Origin of the sequence: Butyrivibrio sp. ob235 (assembly GCF_900109475.1) — a bacterium.
Taxonomy (GTDB): domain Bacteria; phylum Bacillota; class Clostridia; order Lachnospirales; family Lachnospiraceae; genus Butyrivibrio.
On sequence record NZ_FOBE01000025.1, the window covers coordinates 39,605 to 61,180 of the forward strand.

Consider the following 21,576-nt stretch of genomic DNA (forward strand, 5'->3'; position numbering starts at 1 on the left):
AAATCTGCCGTAAACTCAGCCTCTTTGTAAGCTCTGCAATAACTCAATTGCTGTTTTCCCCTCTGTCTGTCCTGCCGCAGCAGGAGTATTGTACTTTCCGAGAAGTTTAGTCCTCATTTCTTCCGGGTGATTGTACAGCTGATCCATGATTCGGTCAAACGCTTTTTTCCATTCCATACTTTTCTCCTTGCTAATCCGAAGGTCCCCACCATCAGATTCTGAATACCTGTCTGCCTTTTTCTGCGTTCTGAAAAAACATTTGCAGAACTTTCTCCCCCCAGATAAAGACTTCTGTGTTTCAGATGCAAGGTTAATATTAAAGTATTGGCCGTCTCCAATCAAGGAACAAAAACTTAAGAAATTCTTAAAATTTTATTTCTTAAATTTCACGAATTATTGAAACAAAATATCATTTATTCTTTTGTAACAGCGTGTATTCCAAATACAGTGAAAATCATGAGTCCAATACCAACTATCAGGCATACAATCCAGTTGCGTACAAATCCTGCAATTATATAGGCAACACAGGATACTATTGCTGCTGTTATCGCGTAAGGCAGCTGCGTTGAAACGTGATTTATATGTTTACATTCAGCACCTGCACTCGCCATGATCGTCGTATCGGAAATCGGTGAGCAGTGATCTCCGCAAACAGCTCCTGCCATGCAGGCTGAAATCGAGATGATCATAAGCTCATTGCCCATATCAGATCCGAAGACCTTAGCAACTATCGGAATAAGGATACCAAAGGTTCCCCATGATGTTCCGGTCGCAAATGCAAGAAATGCTCCAATTATGAAAACAATTGCAGGGAGCAAACTCATAAGAGCATCCTTGTCTGCGATATTGGCCACAAGACCTCCAACATACTCAGCAGCTCCAAGGGAGTCTGTCATTGACTTAAGTGTCCATGCAAAGGTCAGAATCATAATAGCGGGCACCATACTCTTAAAACCTTCAGGTATAGCATTCATGCACTCTGTAAAGCTGAGTACCTTTGTAGCAACCATAAAGATAATCGTAATAACAAGGGCTACCACCGAACCATATACAAGACCTACAGAAGCATCTGATCCTGCAAAAGCATCAACAAAGTTTGTACCTTCAAAAAATCCACCGGTATAGATCATTCCGATAACACAGCACACAATCAATGTAATGATAGGAAGTACCAGATGAATAACCCGGCCATTCACGGACACAGGCGGAGTAGGCTGATCTTCCGCACCTGTCATACTGGAGTGTCTTTTATTCTTCTCGCTGTCCTTATCAGCGCCACCGCCTACTCTGAGTTCAGCCTTTTTCATGGGACCGAATTCTATTTTTCCAAAAGTAAGAGTAAGCATCATTACTATTGTCAAAAGTGCATAGAAGTTATACGGAATAGCTCTTACAAAAAGTGTAAGTCCGTTAGCACCATCAACGAAGCCAGTTACAGCGGCTGCCCAGGAAGAAATAGGTGCAATAATACACACGGGAGCTGCAGTTGCATCAATTAGATATGCCAGCTTTTCCCTTGATATCTTATGCTTATCTGTAAGCGGTCTCATAACAGAACCAACTGTAAGGCAGTTGAAATAGTCATCGATGAAAATCAGACAGCCAAGTGCTATTGTCGCCAGCTGCGCGCCTGTCTTGGTTTTCACATGGGTAGTTGCCCATTTTCCAAAGGCTGCAGATCCGCCTGCTCTGTTCATAAGCATTACCATGCTTCCGAGAACTACAAGGAATATCAGAATACCGACATTCCACCCATCGGAGAGCTGTCCGATCATTCCATCCACAAAAACATGCTGCATTGTAGCAGTAAAACTGAAATTGGTGTAGAGAAGACCACCCACGAGAATTCCTACGAATAGCGACGAATAAACTTCCTTGGTGATCAGCGCCAGAGCTATCGCGATAATAGCCGGCAAAAGAGCCCAAAAACTGTTAACAAACATTTTTACTCCCCTCCTCCTTAAATTTTCACTTTTTTCATATATAATGCGAATACCGCAGCAGAACTATCTGGTGCGGTATTCGATGTTTCTTTATTTGATTATACTATATCGCTTTAATGTATAAAAGCTACAATATCATTCTTTTATTAAACGATACCCTGAGCCTTCATAGCCTCTGCAACCTTAAGGAAGCCTGCGATGTTAGCACCTGCAACGTAGTTGCCTTCCTGACCATACTTCTTAGCAGCATCGTCAATGTTGTGATAGATGTCAACCATGATTCTCTTAAGCTTTGCATCTACCTCTTCGAAGGTCCAGCTAAGTCTCTCGGAGTTCTGGCTCATCTCAAGAGCTGATGTAGCAACACCACCTGCGTTTGCAGCCTTACCGCCTACGAACATAACCTTGTTCTGCTGCAAGTACTCTGTAGCCTCGATAGTTGTAGGCATGTTAGCACCTTCGCAAACAGCGATACAGCCGTTAGCAACAAGCTGCTTAGCATCCTCAAGAAGAAGCTCGTTCTGTGTTGCGCAAGGAAGAGCAACATCACACTTGATGCTCCATACGCCTCTGCCCTCATGATATTCAGCAGACTTTCTTGCTGCAGCATAATCTGTAAGGCGTGCTCTCTTAACTTCCTTAACCTCTTTAAGAAGCTCAACATCGATTCCCTCGGGATCATAGATCCAGCCTGTGGAATCAGAACATGTAACAACCTTAGCACCGAGCTGCTGTGCCTTCTCGATAGCGTAGATAGCAACGTTACCTGCACCTGAAACAACTACTGTCTTACCCTTGATATCAGAGCCGTTGCACTTAAGAAGTTCCTCTGTAAGATAAAGAAGACCATAACCTGTAGCCTGTGTACGAGCAAGTGATCCGCCGTATGTAAGGCCCTTACCTGTAAGAACGCCTTCGTATGTATCACGGATTCTCTTGTACTGACCATACATGAATCCAATCTCACGTCCGCCTACACCGATATCACCTGCAGGAACGTCTGTATCAGCACCGATGTGTCTGAAAAGCTCTGTCATGAAGCTCTGGCAGAATGCCATGATCTCTCTGTCTGACTTACCCTTGGGATCGAAGTCGGAACCACCCTTACCGCCGCCGATCGGAAGACCTGTAAGTGAATTCTTGAAGATCTGCTCAAAGCCAAGGAACTTGATGATACCAAGATTTACTGAAGGATGGAAACGAAGTCCTCCCTTGTAAGGTCCGATTGCTGAATTAAACTGAATACGGAATCCGTTATTAACCTGAACCTGTCCCTTATCATCAACCCACGGAACTCTGAAAAGAATCTGTCTCTCGGGAGTACAAAGTCTCTCAAGGAGAGCATCCTTTCTGTACTCATCCTCATGAGCATCGATAACTACTCTGAGTGAATCAAGTACTTCCTTTACAGCCTGATGGAATTCCGGCTGTGCGGGGTTTTTCTCAACAACATAATTGTAGACTTCATCAACGTAAGACATTTTTTTGCTCCTCCTAAAAATTAAAATTGTGTACAAAAAAAGAGCGTAAAGATTTATAGGTCTTTACGCTCCCTTGCGTAGACACCACTGTCTGACAAGTATTATTCCACAGAGATTAAAAATCGTCAAGCACTTTATTGCTTTAAACCGATAAAAATATTATTGCGGGAACTTCACACCTGTCTGGTCCCTGATAAAATCCATCATATTCATTATCTTAAGAGTAAGCGCATGAGGCATCTGCGGGCACTCCTTCCAGCCTTCGGAAAGCGCCTTAAACGCTGCCTCAATTTCATATTCATAGCCGGTTATCTGCTTCTCTTTCTTATAATGCGCAATTGTCTCCCCGGCATTGTTATATACAACAATCTCTGAAAAGTTGTTAATATCCTGTACTTCAATATGTCCGTTTGCACCGTATATTATTCCCTTGCATGGACCAAAGGATGTTGCCGAGCAGGTAACAACCGCCATCTGCCCGCTGCGATATTTGAGTGACACGGTATCCTGGATATCAACTCCCGTATCACCAAGCACAGCCTGGCTCTTTATATCAGTTATATCTTCCCCCAGAATCATTGAAGCAAAAGTAAGTCCGTATACACCAAGATCAAGAAGAGCTCCTCCTCCGAGTGAAGGATCCTGGATTCTTTGTTTCCACGCTATGTTATAGCTAAGGTCAGCCATTACCATCGAGATTTCCCCGATGACGTTACTTGCAATAACTTCCTTAAGCTTTCCCGCAAGAGGAAGGAATCTTGTCCACATAGCTTCCGTAAGAAGAACATCCTTCTTAGCCGCAAGGTCAAATAGCTCCTTAGCCTGCTCTTCATTTAAGGTAAATGCCATCTCACAAAGAACATTCTTACCGTTCTCAAGCGCCAGCTTAACATTCTCATAATGCGCAGAATGCGGAGTTGCCACATATATCAGATCAATTTTGGGATCCTGACAAAGCTCTTCATACGAGCCGTAAAAATGTTTAATCTTAAATTCCTTGGCAAAACTCTCGGCCTTCTCCTTGGTTCTCGATGCTACGGCATAGCATGTAACGCCTCTCATTCCTGAAAGTGTCTTTGCCATAATTCTGGCAATCTCGCCTGTTCCAAGTATTCCAACTTTTTTCTTATCAAATATCATTCCCATTTCCCTCGCCCGGCACTTCGTGCCAACTGCTCCTCATCGGAGATAATCTTCTGTTAAAAAACGCGCAGCACTGTCAGTGCTACGCGCCAATGTTAATTATACCATATCCTTATTCTTTTTTAAGGAATTCAGATTTTACATAACCGCTCTTGCCGTTATATTCAACCTTAGCCCAGCCGTTCGCATACTGTTCCTTAACATCAACAAAGTCTCCGGCATAGATGGTTGTTACGATATCAGTATCTGTTCCCTGTCCCTTACGGAGTTTAACAGCCTCTGATACCTGCATCTTACCCTTATCATAGACGCTGACTGATGCGCTTTCTGTCTGCTCTTCCTGCTTCTCTTCCTTCTTTTCCTCAGTCTTTTCTTCTGTCTGTTCTTCCTTCTTTTCCTCAGTCTGAGTCTCGGTATTCTCTTCGGTCTGGGTATCTGTAGCTGCCTGATCCTCAGTTACTTCCTCGAAGTACTCGGTCTTTACATAAGCTGTTCCGCCGTTATACTCAATCTTACTCCAGCCATTTGCAAGTGCTTCGAGCTGTGTGAACTCCTGTCCCTTTTCTGTTTTGCCAATCTTATCGGCTGTCTCGGAATCAGAGCTTCTGATATTGATTACATCTGTTGCTTTGATCTTCTTAACCACCTGCTGCTGTTCCTCAGCGGGCTGCTCCTGCTCAGCCGGGGCAGCTTCAGCTCCTTCGGTAGCTTCTCCAGCCTCAGTACCTTCAGCAGTTTCGCCTTCAGGATTCTCTGCCGCAGCTTCAGCACCCTCAGGATTCTCCTGGTTTGCAGCTTCAAGCATTGATGTATCTCCGGACTCAATAGCTGCAAGTGCCTCTCCTACAGATACCTGGATGCTGGCACTCATATCGGAAAGGAAAGTAGCAAGCGCCTCATTGGAAGCAATAATCTTATTGTAATCATCAGCAACAGTATTGTTGAGATCAACAACATCAGCCTGAAGAGAAATGTTGCTGATATACTCAGTAACCTTATCATCGACTACATCACCATTGATGTAGAGCTTACCGTTTTCATCGGTACAAACAAACATAGTCTGCATTCCGGGAAGTGCTGTGTCATAGCCGTCAAATAAAACCTCAGTGTACACGTAAGCAACATAGCTTCCGTCAACAGGACCGGGTTTGGTATAAACATCTACGGTAGGAATTCCGGTGATATACTTCGATACCTCCTTGAGTCTAAGCTCCTCTGTTGATTCAAGTCCCGTATAAACCGACTTGATCGTCTCCATATCTCCTGCTGCATAAGCGTTAAAGTATGTGCTCATCAGCGCATTAACATCCTCATGAGCATTCTTCTCAAGATCTACCTCCGGAACAATATAGCTTCCATTCTCATCGATTGTAACCTGCGCGTCCTCTGCCTCTGTCGGCACAACTCTGTTATTGGCCTTAAGTGCTATAACAATTGTAATAATTACCGCAACTACAAGCACCAGTGGCATCACAAGCTTCTTATTGTCAGAGATAAATTCCCAGAAATTACGCTTATCCATAGCAGCGAAAGGATTCTCCGGCTTACTACTCTTTTTGTTAAAATTCATACCTTTAAAATTCATAAAACTCTATATCCTTTCTGTGACAAAAGATGCACCCGACAGGAATCGAACCTGCATTAAAGGCGTCGGAGGCCTCCGTTCTATCCATTAGACTACGGGTGCAAAATTGTTACAGATTTATTACGTACCCGACTATAATACCATAGTATCTCTGACCTGTTCAACCTTTTTTATATTATTTTCGTGCGTCCTGTCGTAGTAATAAAGGCTGTCCGACAGCACATCTTCCGGCGAAACGCATGTTGCGTTTACAGTTTTTATCATATCTTCAAGTGTTCCGGGCTCATCCTGTGAAAATAGTTCCTTAACAAAGATCACCTCGTGTACTGATGATGGAAGAATATAATAATTCGATCCAAAGTGCTCAGCCACTTCCTTAAGAAGCTCCGGATAAAGGATTACCGATGCTCCGTTTGTTAATTTTTCGTTACTTGCTACCAGCAACCCCTCAAAATAAGAGTCATATCCAAATACATCACCGGGACAGCAGTTCTGTCCTCCCTGCTTTTCCAAATAATCATATATAGGTACAATCTCAGCAGGATATAATCTTGGGGTGTTATCCAAAGCAGCCTCAAAGAGATCCTCTTCCGTAGCATCCCAGATTTTCATAATCTCGTTATTTACAGCAACGCTTCCCTCAATCCCCATTGCAGAGAGCGAAACAAAATAGGTTACCGCAAGATCCTCCATGAGCCTGTGCGGAATTTCCTTAAGCTTTTCCTCATTTCTCTTTGAACTGATGAGTCTGAAACAAATCTTGTCACAGACAAGGTCGAAGTCCGAAAAGAATGAAAAATCAACTTTTTCGCCCACAAGATGCTGGTCGATCACCCTTATTATATCATTAAAAACGCTCCCGAAAGACTTTCCCTTCAGGAACTCCTCATAAAAATCATCAAGATATACCGTAGGTCCGCAGTTCCCACCAACAAGAGTTACACAAATTCCCATTTTCTTTAGTCCGTTATTTTTGTCCACCTCATGCATGGAAACCTTTCCTTTTCCCTCATAATACTCTGCTGCCTTGTCTCTTACCTCATTAAAAAAATTGTTTTTATTCATTATTTCTCCTTTTTTACCTAAACACGCAAAAAGGCAATGAAAGATATCATTTTTTCTTTCATTGCCTTACAAGTCTATAAATACAATTTTTTCAGATGAACGGTAATTATACTCTGGAGAGGTATTCTCCTGATCTTGTGTCGATCTTGATTACATCGCCTTCGTTAACGAAAAGCGGAACCTGAACAACAGCACCTGTCTCAACAGTAGCAGGCTTTGTAGCACCTGTAGCTGTATCACCCTTGAAGCCGGGCTCTGTCTCAGTAATAGCGAGCTCTACGAAAAGCGGAGGCTCAATAGCAAATACGTTGCCATTGTATGAGTTAACCTGAACGGTCTCATTCTCCTTAACATATTTCATTGAATCGCCTACCTGATCCTTTGTAAGAGAGATCTGCTCATAGGATTCGTTATCCATGAAGTTGAAAAGATCGCCATCAGCATAAAGATACTGCATATCCTTACGATCGATACGTGCTGCAGGGAACTTCTCTGTAGGACGGAAGGTTGTCTCCTTAACACCGCCGTTGATAATATCCTTAAGCTTTGTTCTTACAAATGCTGCGCCTTTACCGGGTTTTACATGCTGGAATTCTATAATCTGACATACATTGCCATCGATTTCGATGGTCATACCGTTTCTGAAATCACTTGCAGAAATCATAAAAATCCTCCTAATTAATACAAATCAAACAACTAGATTATATTATACTAATGTTATATTTTTTTCAACAACTTTTTTTCATGCAGTAATCAATTGCCTCCAGATATCCCTGAAGTCCGTGTCCGTATATCTGTTTATCGCAGGCGGGTGCGGTGACGGAATTCGCCCTGAAGTCCTCTCTCTCCTTTATATTGGAGATATGTACTTCCACCTTGATGATATTTTCAAGGCTTTTTAGAGCATCATGTATCGCATAACTGTAATGAGTATATGCTCCGGGGTTTATGACAATTCCCTCTGTGCCGTCAAAATATGCTTCCTGCAGCTTATCGATAATCGCTCCTTCATGATTCGACTGCCATACTTCAACGTCCGCTCCGCATGAAGATGCCTTATCCTCTATCATTTTAACAAGATAATCGTAATCCTCATTGCCGTATACCGCTTTCTCTCTTATGCCAAGAAAATTAAGATTGGGTCCGTTTATAACTAGTAGCTTCATTTTCGTAATCCTCAAATCAGTCTCTCTATTATCTCATTTGCAACCTGCAAAGCATCTATCGCATCCGTATCGATCTCGATGTCACTTGCATCCTCATAAACCGCTCTTCTCTCATTCTGCAGATCTTTTATTTTCTGTAAAACATCATCGGACTTAAGAAGTGGTCTGGTTCTGTCATCCTTGATCCTGTCATAGACAGTCTCGGGTTTTGCTTTTAGAAAAATGACCTTGCCTATCTTTTTAAGGAACTCTCTGTTTACTTCTTTAAGCGGAAGTCCGCCTCCAACCGAAAGAATAAAACGCTTTTTTTCGCTTTCGAGGAGCTGCTTTATATACTCTGTCTCCATATCTCTGAAAGCACCTTCACCCTGATGCTCAAAAATCGAACTGATCGTGGTTCTCTGCTGATGTTCAATCTCCGAATCGGAATCAAGCAGCTCATATCCAAGCATTGTTGACAGCATCTTGGCGACTGTGCTTTTTCCGCTTCCCATAAAACCGGTGAGCACAATATTCTGCCCATCCATAAGTTCCCCGAGAAGTCTCCCGTATACTGTCTCACTCTGGTTTCGTGTGATCTTTATGCCGTTCCACTTTTCATAGGCGTCTATTCCCTGATACAAAAGCATCCTGAGTCCAGATATGCTCTTTGCTCCCGCCTTCTTGCAATTCTGCAAAAACTGTGTATTAAGCGGTCTGTAAACTGCATCAAATCCGGTGCTCAGCTTTTCATAGAAAGAAGGATCCTCTATTACCGCCTTATCCGATTCAGGAAAAAGTCCCACCTGAGTCATCTGCATACAGATGTACTTTTTGTCTGAAGGAAGCTCATTATATGCCGAAAGTTCCATCGGAATTGCAATATCTTTTCCGGCGTATTCATTGACATCAGCGCACAGATCGGCTGCCCTCTCAAAGGTTCTGTTTAGAATATAAACCTCAGCTGCTCCTTCATTTACACACATAAATGCCGCCGGTCTTGCAACTCCTCCGGCTCCCAGAATAATAACAGACTGCCCCGAAAGGCTTACATTTTCTTCCTTCAAAGATCTAAGAAGCCCTGTATAGTCCGTATTATATCCCTTAAAACCGGTGTTATCCTCAGTTCTGACGAGGGTATTTACAGCACCTATTTTCTCTGCAACAGGATCAATCTCCTTAAGAAAAGGAATAACTGCACTCTTATGCGGAATCGTAACATTAAGCCCCAGAACATCAAGAGCCAATGCCCCCTTTACCGCCGCCTCAACATTTTCACCCTTCACCTCAAAGGGCACGTATACCATATCCGTATCCGTAAGCTCATTCAATGTATTATGAATAGCGGGCGACAACGTATGATGAACGGGATTACCTATAAGTCCGCAGACTCTCGTAGTACCCTTTATGTCTTTTCCCATATCAGCCTCCAAGTGGTACTCTATTTTTCCATGCGCTTTATATGCTTTTTGTAAAAGAAGAGAACTATTGCTTCAAACCATCTTTTTATAACAATCTGAATTTCTTCCTTTTTGTCTATCTGCTTTACAAGGATCGTATGCATTCCGGCTCTGTTTGCTCCCCAGACATCAGTAAAAATCTGATCACCCACAAACAAAGTATTATCCGGACCGGTTCCCATCTTCTCCATGGCCTTAAAATAGCCTGAAAGGAAGGGCTTGTTTGCCTTGTATATATATCCCGATTCCACAGCATCAGCAAAAGGGCTTACTCTGGGCTCTTTATTATTTGATAGCAGCATTGTCTGATATCCCAGCTCATGAAGCTTATCAAAAAGCTCTACAGCGCGCTCATCAGCCGGCGCTCCGTGCGGAACAAGGGTATTATCTATATCGAAAATAACCCCTCTGTAGCCCTCATCATATAATCTGTCAAATGGAATTAAATAGGTTGATTCCGAGATCTCGCTCGGATAAAGTAAGTGTCTCATAGAGAAAACTATAACATAAAAAAAGGACAGGAAAAACACTTTCCTATCCCTTTATTTTCATTAAATTACCAAATCACTTGCGAACGACAAGTCCGTCCTCATCATTCATCACTACATTGCCATCGCCGGCAGTTTCTTTTCTTCTTACAGCTCCGCTTCCCACAAAATACTGATATTCATGAAGAATTGAATCCTTCTGCATATCCGAAACGGCCTTGCGCATAACGCTCGACTGAATTCCTCCGAGATTGGAAAGTCCCACAAGTGAACTGTCTCTATTCCCCAAAGACACTCTGACATCACTTATATTTGAGTTTCTGCGGGGAGTTTTTACAACCTCCTCAGAAACAGACTTTTCAGTATTATCGCTTTCCTTAACATTGCTCTGGGGTGTAGACTCCGGTCTTACCTGCGAACTCTTATCCGGTGAAGCGATGGCGTCCTGATATATTTCGCGTATATATGAGTTATCAAGCCCATCAATCCTCATACGCCCCTCCTTTCTTCATACATCGTTATAATACACGAACTTGTGGCGTTTTTCAATCATTTCACATCATCTTGTATTATATCGGCATATAGGGGCGAAAACTTTATACCTTGGGCTGTCTTATTCCGGCAGCCTCCAGAAGCTGCATGGTATAAGGGCTCTTGGGATCTTTATAAACAGCTCTCGGAACACCGTATTCCTCAATGATTCCCTCATGCATAACAGCTACATGGTCACATATCTGATATATGACGCGAAGATCATGGGATATGAAAAGAATAGTAATTCCCATATCCTGATGAAGTTTCTGCAACAGTTCCAGAATCTGAGCCTGAATCGTAACATCAAGAGCCGATACAGGTTCATCCGCAATCAAAACCTTGGGCGATTTCATAAGAGCAACGCCTATGCTGACTCTCTGCCTCTGCCCTCCGGATAGCTGCGACGGATATCTGTCCATCATATTCTCCTGAAGGCCTATTGCACGCATGATCTCCTTTGCCCGCTTTTGTCTCTCCTCTTTAGTCCAATTCCTTGTTTTATCAGCCCTTAAGGGCTCTTCCAAAAGCCATCCGATTTTCTTTGTGGGATTAAGGGACGAATACGGATCCTGGAAAACCATCTGCGCATCATTGTATTTCTGAATAAGCTCTCCTTCGATATCCTTATTCATTCCAACCAGGGCCTTAGCAAGGGTGGATTTACCGCATCCTGACTCCCCGGCAATTCCAAGAATCTCTCCTTCATATATATCAAGAGAAACTCCTTTTAAAACCTGCCTTCTATGGTCCCTGCTAAGCGGATTCTTTTTATGATCTTTGTAGTAAACCTTCAGATCCTTGATCTGAATTACCTTTTCCTGTTCCATAGGACATTCCTTTTACGATAGATCTATCTGCGGAATCGCAGCTATAAGCTTTCTTGTGTAGAGCATCTGAGGTCTTCTGAAAATATTCTCCACATCGCCAATCTCTACTATATTCCCCTTTTGCATAACTATAACTCTTTTGCAAAGCTGTCTGATGAGTGATAGATCGTGGGAGATAAAAATGATTGCGGTTCCTTTTTCTCTGTTCATTTTCCTAAGGAGTTCCACGATCTGAGCCTGAATTGTGACATCCAGCGCCGTCGTCGGCTCATCCGCGATCAATATCCTGGGCTCACCTATCATCGCTGCAGCTATCATAACTCTCTGGCGCATTCCGCCCGACAGCTCATGCGGATACATATTGTAAACACGCTCCGGCTCCCGAAGTCCTACTGCCTCCATCATCTCGATGGCGCGGCGTTTTCTTTCCTTTTTATCTATTTCGCGGTGGTGGATCCTAAGTGATTCCTCCACCTGCCAGCCAATCTTCTTCACCGGATTAAGAGAGGTCATGGGCTCCTGGAAAATCATTGATATCTCATCACCCTGATATGACCTCAGCTTTTGTCTGTCACAGGTTAAAAGATCGGTACCGTCGAACATGATTCTGCCTTGTTTCGTGAGGGCGTGTCTTTTCAAAAGTCCTGCGATTGCGAGGGCGCTCATGCTTTTCCCGGATCCGGATTCCCCGACGATTCCGACAATCTCGCCCTCTTCAAGCATAAGATCAAAGTCCTCGACAACCGTCTCCGGCTTGTCATGATCATGAAATTCTATATGAAGATCAGTAACATCAAGTATTACATTTCCCATAAATTGCTTTCCTTATAAAAATCATTGAATTCTCTTTATACCTTCACCAAGGAACGAAAATCCCAAAACCATAAGCACAATCACAAGACCTATGCTTATTACATAACTGGGTCTGTTGAACAGATAACCCTGTGCATCCGAGAGCATTTTCCCGAGACTTGCATAGGGCGGCTGCGCACCTATTCCAAGGAAACTGAGTCCCGCCTCCGCAAGAACAGCATTGTTAAAGCCGATCATCACTGATGAAAGCAATACTCCTACCGTGTTTGGTAGTATGTGTACAAATATTATTCTGATATTTGAAACTCCCTGGAGCCTTGCTACTTCCACATAATCCATGTTTCTGCACCTTAGGAATTCACCTCGCACTATGCGGGCAAAGCTTGGTACAAATGATATTCCGAGAGCTACGGCAACCTGATAGGTTCCGGTTCCGAAAAGGCTCACAAAAACCAGCGAGAGCAAAATACTGGGAAACGCCAGCATTGCATCAATAATTCTCATTGTCACCTCGCCAAACATTCCTCCGAAATATCCGGCAAGAGCTCCGATAATTGTCCCTACTCCCGCTCCGATCAAAATGGTGAACGTCGCAATTATAAGAGTAATCCTGCTTCCGTAGAGAACTCTGCTGAACACATCTCTTCCCATGTTATCAGTGCCCATGATGTGCTTAAGAGAGATACCCTGAAGCTTTGCCGAAGCATCCATCTTAGTCGGGCTATAGGGAGTATAGAATACTCCCACTATAACCATAAGGAGTATTATTCCCGTAAGTATTGTCCCAAGGAGAAGAAATGTATTTCTCTGCCCTGTAGCTTTATTCTTTTTGAAAAGTGAAAGAAATTTCTTCATTACTCCTCCACCTCGATTCTGGGATTGATAATTCTGTAAATGATATCAACCAACAGGTTTATCACAAGGACCATGATTGCTATTCCCATGATGATTGCCTCTACCACGGGATAATCCCTGTTGTTGATTGAGCTTAGAAGTATGCGGCTTATTCCGGGGATTCCGAAAACCTGCTCAATTACAATACTTCCGGCAACCATATCGGCGAGAGCCATTCCCATAAATGTAACTACAGGAATCATGGCATTTTTCAAGACGTGACGATACAGAACGCCGTTTGTGGTATTTCCCCTACTGTAGGCTGTTCTTGTATAATCCTTTCCGGCCTCATCAATGACAGAACCTCTAAGAAGCTTCGTCGCCATTGCTGCCTTAGGAAGTGCTATGGCAAAAGCCGGCAAAATCAGGTATTTAAGAAATCCCTGAACATCCTTTGTATATGAAGCAAAACCTCCCGGCGTGAATATTTTCAGAATCACACCAAAAAAGAAGGTCAATAATATTCCTGAGAAAAACGGCGGTACCGCCATAATTATCTGATTAATAACAGAAATCACATGATCAATTATTCCATTCTCGTACTTTGCAGTGTAAATGCCGAGCGGAATCGATATGATGACCATGATCACAAAAGACATAATAGCAAGTGTAAGCGTAATCGGGATTTTTTCTGCAAGCATACCAGCTACGGGAATCTTGTAATCATAGGAGGTTCCCATATCCCCCTGTAAAAATGCTATAAACCAGCGAAAATATCTGACAAGAAGTGGATCATTAAGTCCCATTTTTGCTCTGTACTGCGCTATCAGTTCAGGTGTAGCCTCTGTTCCGAACATTCTTGTTACCGGATCTCCCGGTATAAGACTAAATGCAAAGAACACGCACAAAGATACAACGAATAAAGTCAGCACCATGCTCAAAACTTTTTTCAATACGTATCTCATATGCGTGTTCCTCTTTTTTCAATATTTTATTTAGCAGGTTTTATCTTTGAAAAATCCTGTGCGTAAAGCGGATAGAAAGTATAACCTGTAAACTTCTTATTTAATACTACAAACTCGGGAAGATCCTGAATGTATACATTTGCTGCGGTTTCAGAAAGAATCTTCTCACATTCCTTGTAGTTCTTGGTCTTCTCGGCATCATCAGTTGCATTCACAGCTGCATCAAATGCTGCATCGTAGGACGCATCATTGTAGTTGATGAAGTTGTTGTGCGCATCAGATCTGAATCTGCTAAGAAGTGCGTAAGCTGTAAGTGTTGAAGCATCAACACCGATAACAGTTGACTGGAAGTTGCGGTTTGTATATACATCATCAAGCCATGTATTCCACTCAACTTCCTGGATGGTAGCGTTAACACCGATAGCCTTAAACTCCTCAACAAGCACCTGTGCTGTGTCTACGTGCTGAGTGTAGTTTGAGGGAACGGTTATTGTAAAGTCGAAACCATTCGGATATCCTGCCTCTGCAAGCAGCTGCTTAGCCTTATCAATATCCTGGTTATAGGTCTCACTAAGGCTTGCATCAAAATACTTACCGAAGGAAGGGAACATACTGCTTCCGATCTCGGTTCCCTTTCCGTCTGATACAAAGTCCATGATTTCCTGCGGGCTTATAGCATAGCAGAGAGCCTGACGAACCTGTTCGTTGTTGAAGGGCTCCTCGGCATTGTTTAGATACAGTGCCTGAACAAGGTTCATGGTTCCTTCATATACATCAAACTTATCGGAAAGCTGTGACATCTGTGCAGATGTTACTCTTGCAAACATATCAATGGAGCCGCCTTCAAGATCCATAACGATTGAATCAGCATTAGCCTCAACCTTAAGTGTTATGTCCTTAATGTATGCGGGCTCGCCCCAATATTCATCAAACTTGGTAAGTATTACGTTCTCCTGAGGTGAACGTGAAACAAACTTATAAGGGCCTGTTCCCACAGGATTACCTTCGGGATCCTCATTGGAAGCAGGAATAATAGCTACTGTCATATATGCCAGAAACTCTGTATTTGCTTCCTTAAGTGTCATTACTACTGTGGAATCATCCGCAATCTCAACACTATCAATATTAGAAAATGCCGATATCAACGGATCTGTTCCATCGGTACCGGCATTACGCTCGATTGAATATTTAACATCCTCCGCCGTAACCGTAGAACCGTCATGGAACTTAACGCCTTCTCTAAGTGTGAAGGTATAAGTTTTTCCATCCTCAGAAATTGTGTACTCGCTGGCTATGGCAGGCTGCAGATTACCATTCTGGTCAGGCTTCACAAGTCCTTCGTAAACATTGAACAGTACTTCTCTGGTTCCCGCCGCCTGTGCGATGTGCGGGTCCATACTGTCAATATCCTGTGGAATACCAATGGTAATCTTTGAAAGATCATCTGAACTTGCAGTGTTGTCAGCTGTCTCCGCTTTACCGTCCTTTCCTGAACTGGTATTCTCGGTAGCATTGGTCGCATCTGCCGTAGATTCCTCTGCCTTTTTACCTGAGCATCCGCTCATAGTAAGAGTCAGTGTCGTTAACACAACTAAAAGTGTGGAAAGTTCTCTCCTTCCAATACCTTTTTTCATCATGTTACAATCCTTCTTTCTTTATTTAGTTTTCGCACCAAAACAATTTGATTATCAAGTCTTGATGCACCATAAACTATACGGAAAGACGTAGCAGATGTCAACAACCAAGGTCAGATTACAGTTTATTTCAACAAGGGGGTGTTCTTATCAGTAGAATCGGTTATCACACCCTCTTCTTCCTTCTCAAGTACTATCTTAAGCTCATCCATGAAGGTATTTACATCCTTAAACTCACGGTAAACAGACGCAAATCTTACATAAGCTACAGGATCGAGATTCTTCATCTTATCCATGCAAAGCTCACCGATAATACGGCTGGGGATTTCCTTTTGCTCAAGATTGAAAACCTCAGTCTCTACAGCATCGACAATCTGTGTAATCTGCTGAGCACTTACCGGTCTCTTGTGACATGCTCTCAGCACGCCTGCTTCGATCTTTGCACGATTGTAGGGTTCACGGTTATTATCCTTCTTGATAACAATAAGAGGGATAGTCTCAACCTTCTCATAGGTCGTAAACCTCTTCCCGCAAGAATCGCAGACACGTCTGCGTCTGATGGATGTATTCTCATCCGCAGGTCTTGAATCAATTACACGAGTGTTGTCTTTACCGCAAAAAGGACACTTCATAATGATAACCTTTCTGTGCTTTATCGCACATAAAAAATTATAGATTTGTAACTTTTGATTCTTTTACAAGATTTAGGGTCTAAAAAAAACACCCACACAAGTTATTGTAACATTGTGAAACGGAATTATCCACAAAAAAATGCATTATCTCGCTCAAACTATTAAAAAATGCAAAATAAAACAGTCACCCGATTATTCAGGTGACTGTCTGAAAGTCATTATTACTTTTTCTGTAAGAAATCCGGTATCTTAAGACTCTTAGCTTCTACAGAGCTTCTAACTTCAGGAGTACGATTAAGTCCTGATGAAGGTCTCTGAGTAGGCTGAGGAGTAACCGGTTTCTGTGTCGGTATTGTCTGAGCTGAACGAGCTGTCAGTGTATCAATCATGGGCTCGGGAGTAACCGGAACTGGCTGTACCTGCGGCTGAACCTGAACCTGAGGCTGTACCTGAACCTGGGGCTGAGGCTGTGCCTGAGCCTGCTGTGATGCAGCAGCTGCAGCCTGTGCTGCCTGAGCGGCTGCGGCTTTCTCAGCGTTACGATTAAGAGCTCTCTGCAATGCAGCAGCATTATTTGCTCTGTCATCAATACCTGTAGCAATAACAGTAATATTGCAGGTGTCTGCCATTGATTCGTCATACATAGCGCCGAATATGATATTAACATCATCTCCTGCAAGATTTCTGATATAGTCTGATGCAGTTGAAGCATCCATAAGTGTGATATCACCGGATACATTGATGATAACATTGGAAGCTCCGTCAATCTTAGTCTCAAGAAGAGGAGACTCAACCGCCATCTTAACTGCGTCTGCAGCCTTATCATCGCCCTTACCGGAACCGATACCGATGTGTGCGATTCCCTTGTCCTTCATTACTGTCTGAACGTCAGCGAAGTCAAGGTTGATAACAGCGGGTACGTTGATCAGATCTGTGATTCCCTGAACTGCCTGCTGAAGAACTTCATCAGCCTTCTTCAGTGCATCGGGCATTGTTGTACGTCTGTCAACAATCTGAAGTAACTTATCGTTAGGAATAACGATAAGAGTATCTACGTTGTTCTTAATTGTGTTAATGCCGGCAAGTGCGTTCTGCATACGTACGCGAGCCTCAAAAGCGAAAGGCTTGGTGACTACACCGACAGTAAGAATACCCATATCCTTTGCAAGCTTAGCTACAACCGGAGCTGCACCTGTACCGGTACCGCCACCCATTCCGCAAGTAACGAAAACCATGTCAGCACCCTTAAGAGCTGCGGAAATCTCTTCCTGGCTCTCCTCAGCAGCTTTCTGACCGATTTCCGGCTTTGCTCCCGCACCAAGACCCTTGGTGAGCTTCTCACCGATCTGAAGCAGCTTGGGAGCTTTGCAAAGCTGCAAAGCCTGCTTATCTGTATTAATTCCGATGAATTCTACACCGGAAATATTTTCCTCTACCATTCTATTTACAGCGTTATTTCCTGCGCCACCAACCCCAACAACAATGATCTTGGCACCGGATTCAGCCTCATTTGACTTTAGTTCAAGCAAGATAGTGCTCCTCCTTCATAACCTAAAACTCCTACAAAGCATTTTATAATTATTTTATATAATTTACAACCTAGAATTTTAATTTTTCTGTTCAAATGTAATGTTCTGAGTATTTGAATCATATTCTGACATTTCCAGGATGCCGCTTTTTCCTTGGAGTTCCGGCAAAATGTATTGTAATTGTATCACTTTTTCATCTATGTTGTCATTAGTTCCGAGACTGACTTCCACTTCATCAAAATAAATATAAAGATGAAAATCACTGTCAAAAAATATTTTATCAGCCTTCAGATCATATTTATTTAATAATTGAGTGATATCAAGAACCTCTTTAAAAACGTTTTCATTTTCGACAGGCAGCTTTTCATGCAGAACAATATAGTCGAAACTAAGCCCCAGCACAAGAGGAACATCATCGGAGGGCTGTTCTGAGGTCTCCACCACTATTCCGTCCCTGTCAAAGAATATATATCTGTCGAGGTACTTCACATATCCCGCAATAGCCTTTTCGTAAACATTGATCCTTATCGTGTCGGGAGAGAGTATTTCCACGTCCATTTTCTCGATAAAAGGGACACCGGTTATCTCCTTGTCCCTGTATTTGAGCGATAAGTACATGGAATTTCTGTCGAGTTTGTCTGTCATGACCATGTTCATAATCTCTTCATCGGTATAATGCACATTACCGTCAACATAGACATTTGTGATGGTGTAATTATGCGCAAAATACGAAAGTGCCGAAATTGCCGCAATCAGAACGATAAGTATTATCGCTCCAATTATAAAAAGGCTCTTATGCAGAAAAAACAGCTCCCCAAAGCTCATTCGAGGAGCATGTGTTCTTCTTCTTTTTACTCGTCTTCTCTTTCTTGCCATTTACATAAAGTCCTTAAACGTCTATATGTCTTGCAACATTAAACACGATTCCAATCTCTGTAAGCAGGAAAAGCACAGCGGTTCCACCGTAGCTGATGAAAGGAAGTGTGATTCCCGTATTGGGGATGGTATTGGTTACAACGGCTATATTCAGAATAACCTGGATAGAAATATGCGCCATAACTCCGATAACAAGAAGAGCTCCATACATATCCGGTGCATTCTGGGCAATAACCATCATTCTGTAAATAAGAATAACAAACATGAGCATAACTGCTATCGCACCGACAATTCCCAGCTCCTCACAAATGATTGAAAAAATCATGTCGTTCTGAGCCTCGGGAATAAATCCGAGTTTCTGCATACTCTCTCCCAGACCTTTTCCAAAAAGGCCGCCTGAGCCAATTGCATAGAGGGACTGAAGTGTCTGATAACCCTTATCGTTTACATATGCTTCAGGATCAAGCCATGCAAGAATACGGACGAAACGGAAGTTCATGCTGCTGTTAAAGCCTGCTTTTTTAACAAAGAAAACCACGCCGGCAGCTGCTCCGACCACCGATCCGGATATGGCAATAAAGCGCCTGTAGCCCGGAGTTGATATAAAGAGCATTGCAAAAGCGATACAGAAAATAATAATTGCGGAACTTAAGTTACTCGTAACCTTCCATACCAGGAAGCATACCGGAAGAGGCACAGACAGTACTATCCAGAATGCCTTAGGGTTGGTTATGTTCCTGCTAAGCTTACTGATAAATGTTGCCAGCGCGATAATCATCGCCAGCTTTGCAGCCTCTGCGGGCTGAACAGATACTCCGCCTATCTTAATCCATCTGGATGCCTTGTTAATCGTCATTCCCATAGGAGTTTTAACCAGAAGGACAAGCACTATAGATAACACATACGCTATAGATGCGAATTTTTTATATATCTGATACGGAATTCTCGACACCACTATCATCACACCAACTCCCAAAACAGTCGGTATAAGCTGATGCTTCAGGTAATATGCCGAATCGCCCTTTTTCAAAGTCGCTTCATACGAGCTGGTAGAATATAGCATAACAAGGCCAAATACCAGCAAGAAGAGCACAACAAAGACCATGCTGTAATCAACATAGACTTCTTTTTTAACTTTTTTCTTAGATACGGGTCTATCCATACCGCGAGTGGCAAACGCGCCAGACCTTGCCGTTCTTGTAGCTCCTGCCATTCTTGCAGCCTCCATACAAAATCCCCCTTTAAAACTTACAGATTATTCACATAATCCTTGAACTGCTGCCCTCTTACCTCATAGCTGGGGAACATATCCCAGCTTGCACAGGCGGGTGAAAGAAGCACAGCTTCTCCCGAAACAGCATTATCACTGCAATACTTAAGTGCTTCCTCGTAAGTCTCCATAAATACATAATCATTAAAACCATGCTTTTTTGCACAGTCTGCTATCTTCTGCTTGGTAACACCGATGAGAACAAGCTTTTTAACCTTGCCGTCAAAAGCCTCGATCCATTCATCGTACTCACTTCCCTTATCATATCCGCCGCCTATGAGATATGTAGGCTTGCACATAGCCTTTATTCCCTGGATTGCGGCATCGGGATTGGTTCCCTTCGAATCGTTGTAGTAATCAACGCCGTTTTTTGTGGCAACAAATTCGATACGGTGTTCAACCGCTTTGAACGAGCGGACAACGCCAAGTATTGTATCCATAGGAACTCCCATCGCAAGTCCCATTGCGATGGCAGCCATCACATTCTCATAATTGCAGGTTCCGACGAGGTTCATCTCGTGAACATTCATAACTTTCTCGGCCTTACCGTTTTCGGCGAGCATTATATCCTCTCCGTCAAGGAAAAAGCCTTCATCAAGCTTCCCCGATGATGAAAAGAACACCACCTTTGCAGGACATCTTTCGGCAAAAGCCCTGGTATACTCATTGTCATAATTGAGCACGCAGGTGTCGTCCTTAGTCTGATTATTTGTAATATTTTCTTTCATGGAGGCATAGCACTCCATGGTGTGATGTCTGTTCAAATGGTCCGGAGTAACGTTGAGAATCGCGGAAACCTTCGCATGAAAATTCTCCACAGCTTCAAGCTGAAAGCTGCTGATCTCTCCGATTGAAACCGTATCATCCGTCATCTCAAGAGCTCTCTCCGCATAGGAATAGCCAATATTTCCCACAACATATGTGGATGCAAAATGAGCCTTCATAATCTCGCCCACAAGGGTTGTTGTAGTAGTCTTGCCGTTTGTTCCCGTTATGGCCACGAGACTTCCCTTGGCAAAATTGAAAGCGAGTTCTATCTCACTCCAGATAGGGAGTCCCACCTCCTTAAGACGAAGAATAAGATCCGAATCAAGCGGAACTGCCGGGCTAGGAACAACAAGCACCAAATCCTTTATAACTTCATCAGAGAGTTCTCCGATAATTATCTCAGGTTCCGTTCCTTCATAGCCCGCAAGCTTTTCCTTTACAGCCTCCACGGTAACCTTTGTGTTTTCATCAAAAATTACAGGCTTTGCTCCTACTTTTCCAAGTAATTTCGCACTTCCTATTCCAGAAATGCCGGTTCCTATCACAAGTACATTTTTGCCGATTATATCTTTAGCTAACATAGT

General features: G+C 43.0%; 21 protein-coding genes and 1 tRNA gene. All 22 read right to left on the reverse strand.

Annotation, left to right across the window (positions count from 1 at the left end):
* Positions 1–15 precede the first annotated feature (15 nt).
* The 22 genes from BMW61_RS22040 to murD all read right to left on the reverse strand — a co-directional run bounded on the left by BMW61_RS22040 (position 16) and on the right by murD (position 21,573).
* Entirely contained in the window at positions 16–177 is a 162-nt protein-coding gene (locus tag BMW61_RS22040; RefSeq protein WP_022761663.1) for a hypothetical protein, read from the reverse strand.
* A gap of 236 nt (positions 178–413) precedes the next feature.
* Entirely contained in the window at positions 414–1,943 is a 1,530-nt protein-coding gene (locus tag BMW61_RS15500) for a Na+/H+ antiporter NhaC family protein (protein WP_091823736.1), read from the reverse strand.
* 146 nt (positions 1,944–2,089) lie between these two features.
* Positions 2,090–3,424: an NADP-specific glutamate dehydrogenase gene (gene gdhA / locus BMW61_RS15505; protein ID WP_022761665.1), complete on the reverse strand. Its 1,335-nt coding sequence runs from the start codon at positions 3,422–3,424 to the stop codon at positions 2,090–2,092.
* A 159-nt stretch (positions 3,425–3,583) separates the two neighbouring features.
* A complete protein-coding gene (locus BMW61_RS15510; protein ID WP_242876766.1) occupies positions 3,584–4,570 on the reverse strand; it encodes a Gfo/Idh/MocA family protein in 987 nt (328 codons plus the stop codon).
* A 109-nt stretch (positions 4,571–4,679) separates the two neighbouring features.
* Entirely contained in the window at positions 4,680–6,152 is a 1,473-nt protein-coding gene (locus tag BMW61_RS15515) for an SH3 domain-containing protein (protein ID WP_091823739.1), read from the reverse strand.
* 30 nt (positions 6,153–6,182) lie between these two features.
* Positions 6,183–6,254 (reverse strand) — tRNA-Arg (locus BMW61_RS15520).
* A 30-nt stretch (positions 6,255–6,284) separates the two neighbouring features.
* A complete protein-coding gene (locus BMW61_RS15525) occupies positions 6,285–7,217 on the reverse strand; it encodes a DUF5688 family protein (protein ID WP_091823742.1) in 933 nt (310 codons plus the stop codon).
* A gap of 106 nt (positions 7,218–7,323) precedes the next feature.
* Positions 7,324–7,881: an elongation factor P gene (efp, locus tag BMW61_RS15530; protein WP_022761669.1), complete on the reverse strand. Its 558-nt coding sequence runs from the start codon at positions 7,879–7,881 to the stop codon at positions 7,324–7,326.
* Positions 7,882–7,945: 64 nt separating this feature from the next.
* The gene (locus BMW61_RS15535) at positions 7,946–8,383 is read right to left on the reverse strand and encodes a type II 3-dehydroquinate dehydratase (protein WP_022761670.1); all 438 of its coding nucleotides are present in this window, start codon (positions 8,381–8,383) and stop codon (positions 7,946–7,948) included.
* 11 nt (positions 8,384–8,394) lie between these two features.
* A complete protein-coding gene (aroE, locus tag BMW61_RS15540) occupies positions 8,395–9,783 on the reverse strand; it encodes a shikimate dehydrogenase (protein WP_091823745.1) in 1,389 nt (462 codons plus the stop codon).
* Between the two features lie 20 nt (positions 9,784–9,803).
* Complete coding sequence (locus BMW61_RS15545) at positions 9,804–10,313, reverse strand: YqeG family HAD IIIA-type phosphatase (protein WP_091823765.1); 510 nt, start codon at positions 10,311–10,313, stop codon at positions 9,804–9,806.
* Positions 10,314–10,386: 73 nt separating this feature from the next.
* A complete protein-coding gene (locus tag BMW61_RS15550; RefSeq protein ID WP_091823747.1) occupies positions 10,387–10,803 on the reverse strand; it encodes a hypothetical protein in 417 nt (138 codons plus the stop codon).
* Positions 10,804–10,906: 103 nt separating this feature from the next.
* Complete coding sequence (locus BMW61_RS15555; RefSeq protein WP_026497830.1) at positions 10,907–11,671, reverse strand: ABC transporter ATP-binding protein; 765 nt, start codon at positions 11,669–11,671, stop codon at positions 10,907–10,909.
* A gap of 12 nt (positions 11,672–11,683) precedes the next feature.
* Complete coding sequence (locus tag BMW61_RS15560) at positions 11,684–12,484, reverse strand: ABC transporter ATP-binding protein (RefSeq protein ID WP_049944859.1); 801 nt, start codon at positions 12,482–12,484, stop codon at positions 11,684–11,686.
* A 21-nt stretch (positions 12,485–12,505) separates the two neighbouring features.
* Positions 12,506–13,339 (reverse strand): ABC transporter permease, encoded by an 834-nt coding sequence (locus tag BMW61_RS15565; RefSeq protein WP_022761674.1) that lies wholly within the window; start codon positions 13,337–13,339, stop codon positions 12,506–12,508.
* Positions 13,339–14,283 carry an ABC transporter permease gene (locus BMW61_RS15570; protein ID WP_091823750.1) on the reverse strand — a complete coding sequence of 315 codons (945 nt, stop codon included), beginning with the start codon at positions 14,281–14,283 and terminating at the stop codon, positions 13,339–13,341. The genes BMW61_RS15565 and BMW61_RS15570 overlap by 1 nt, the downstream gene beginning before the upstream one ends.
* A gap of 26 nt (positions 14,284–14,309) precedes the next feature.
* Positions 14,310–15,920 carry an ABC transporter substrate-binding protein gene (locus tag BMW61_RS15575; RefSeq protein ID WP_175475249.1) on the reverse strand — a complete coding sequence of 537 codons (1,611 nt, stop codon included), beginning with the start codon at positions 15,918–15,920 and terminating at the stop codon, positions 14,310–14,312.
* 122 nt (positions 15,921–16,042) lie between these two features.
* Positions 16,043–16,549, reverse strand: coding sequence for a transcriptional regulator NrdR (nrdR, locus tag BMW61_RS15580; protein ID WP_022761677.1), 507 nt, complete (start codon positions 16,547–16,549; stop codon positions 16,043–16,045).
* Between the two features lie 221 nt (positions 16,550–16,770).
* Positions 16,771–18,078, reverse strand: coding sequence for a cell division protein FtsZ (ftsZ, locus tag BMW61_RS15585; protein WP_022761678.1), 1,308 nt, complete (start codon positions 18,076–18,078; stop codon positions 16,771–16,773).
* 78 nt (positions 18,079–18,156) lie between these two features.
* A complete protein-coding gene (locus BMW61_RS15590) occupies positions 18,157–18,954 on the reverse strand; it encodes a cell division protein FtsQ/DivIB (RefSeq protein ID WP_022761679.1) in 798 nt (265 codons plus the stop codon).
* A 13-nt stretch (positions 18,955–18,967) separates the two neighbouring features.
* On the reverse strand, positions 18,968–20,167 hold the full coding sequence (locus tag BMW61_RS15595) for an FtsW/RodA/SpoVE family cell cycle protein (RefSeq protein WP_442857297.1): 1,200 nt from the start codon (positions 20,165–20,167) through the stop codon (positions 18,968–18,970).
* Positions 20,168–20,202: 35 nt separating this feature from the next.
* Positions 20,203–21,573 carry a UDP-N-acetylmuramoyl-L-alanine--D-glutamate ligase gene (gene murD, locus BMW61_RS15600; protein ID WP_091823752.1) on the reverse strand — a complete coding sequence of 457 codons (1,371 nt, stop codon included), beginning with the start codon at positions 21,571–21,573 and terminating at the stop codon, positions 20,203–20,205.
* Positions 21,574–21,576 lie beyond the last annotated feature (3 nt).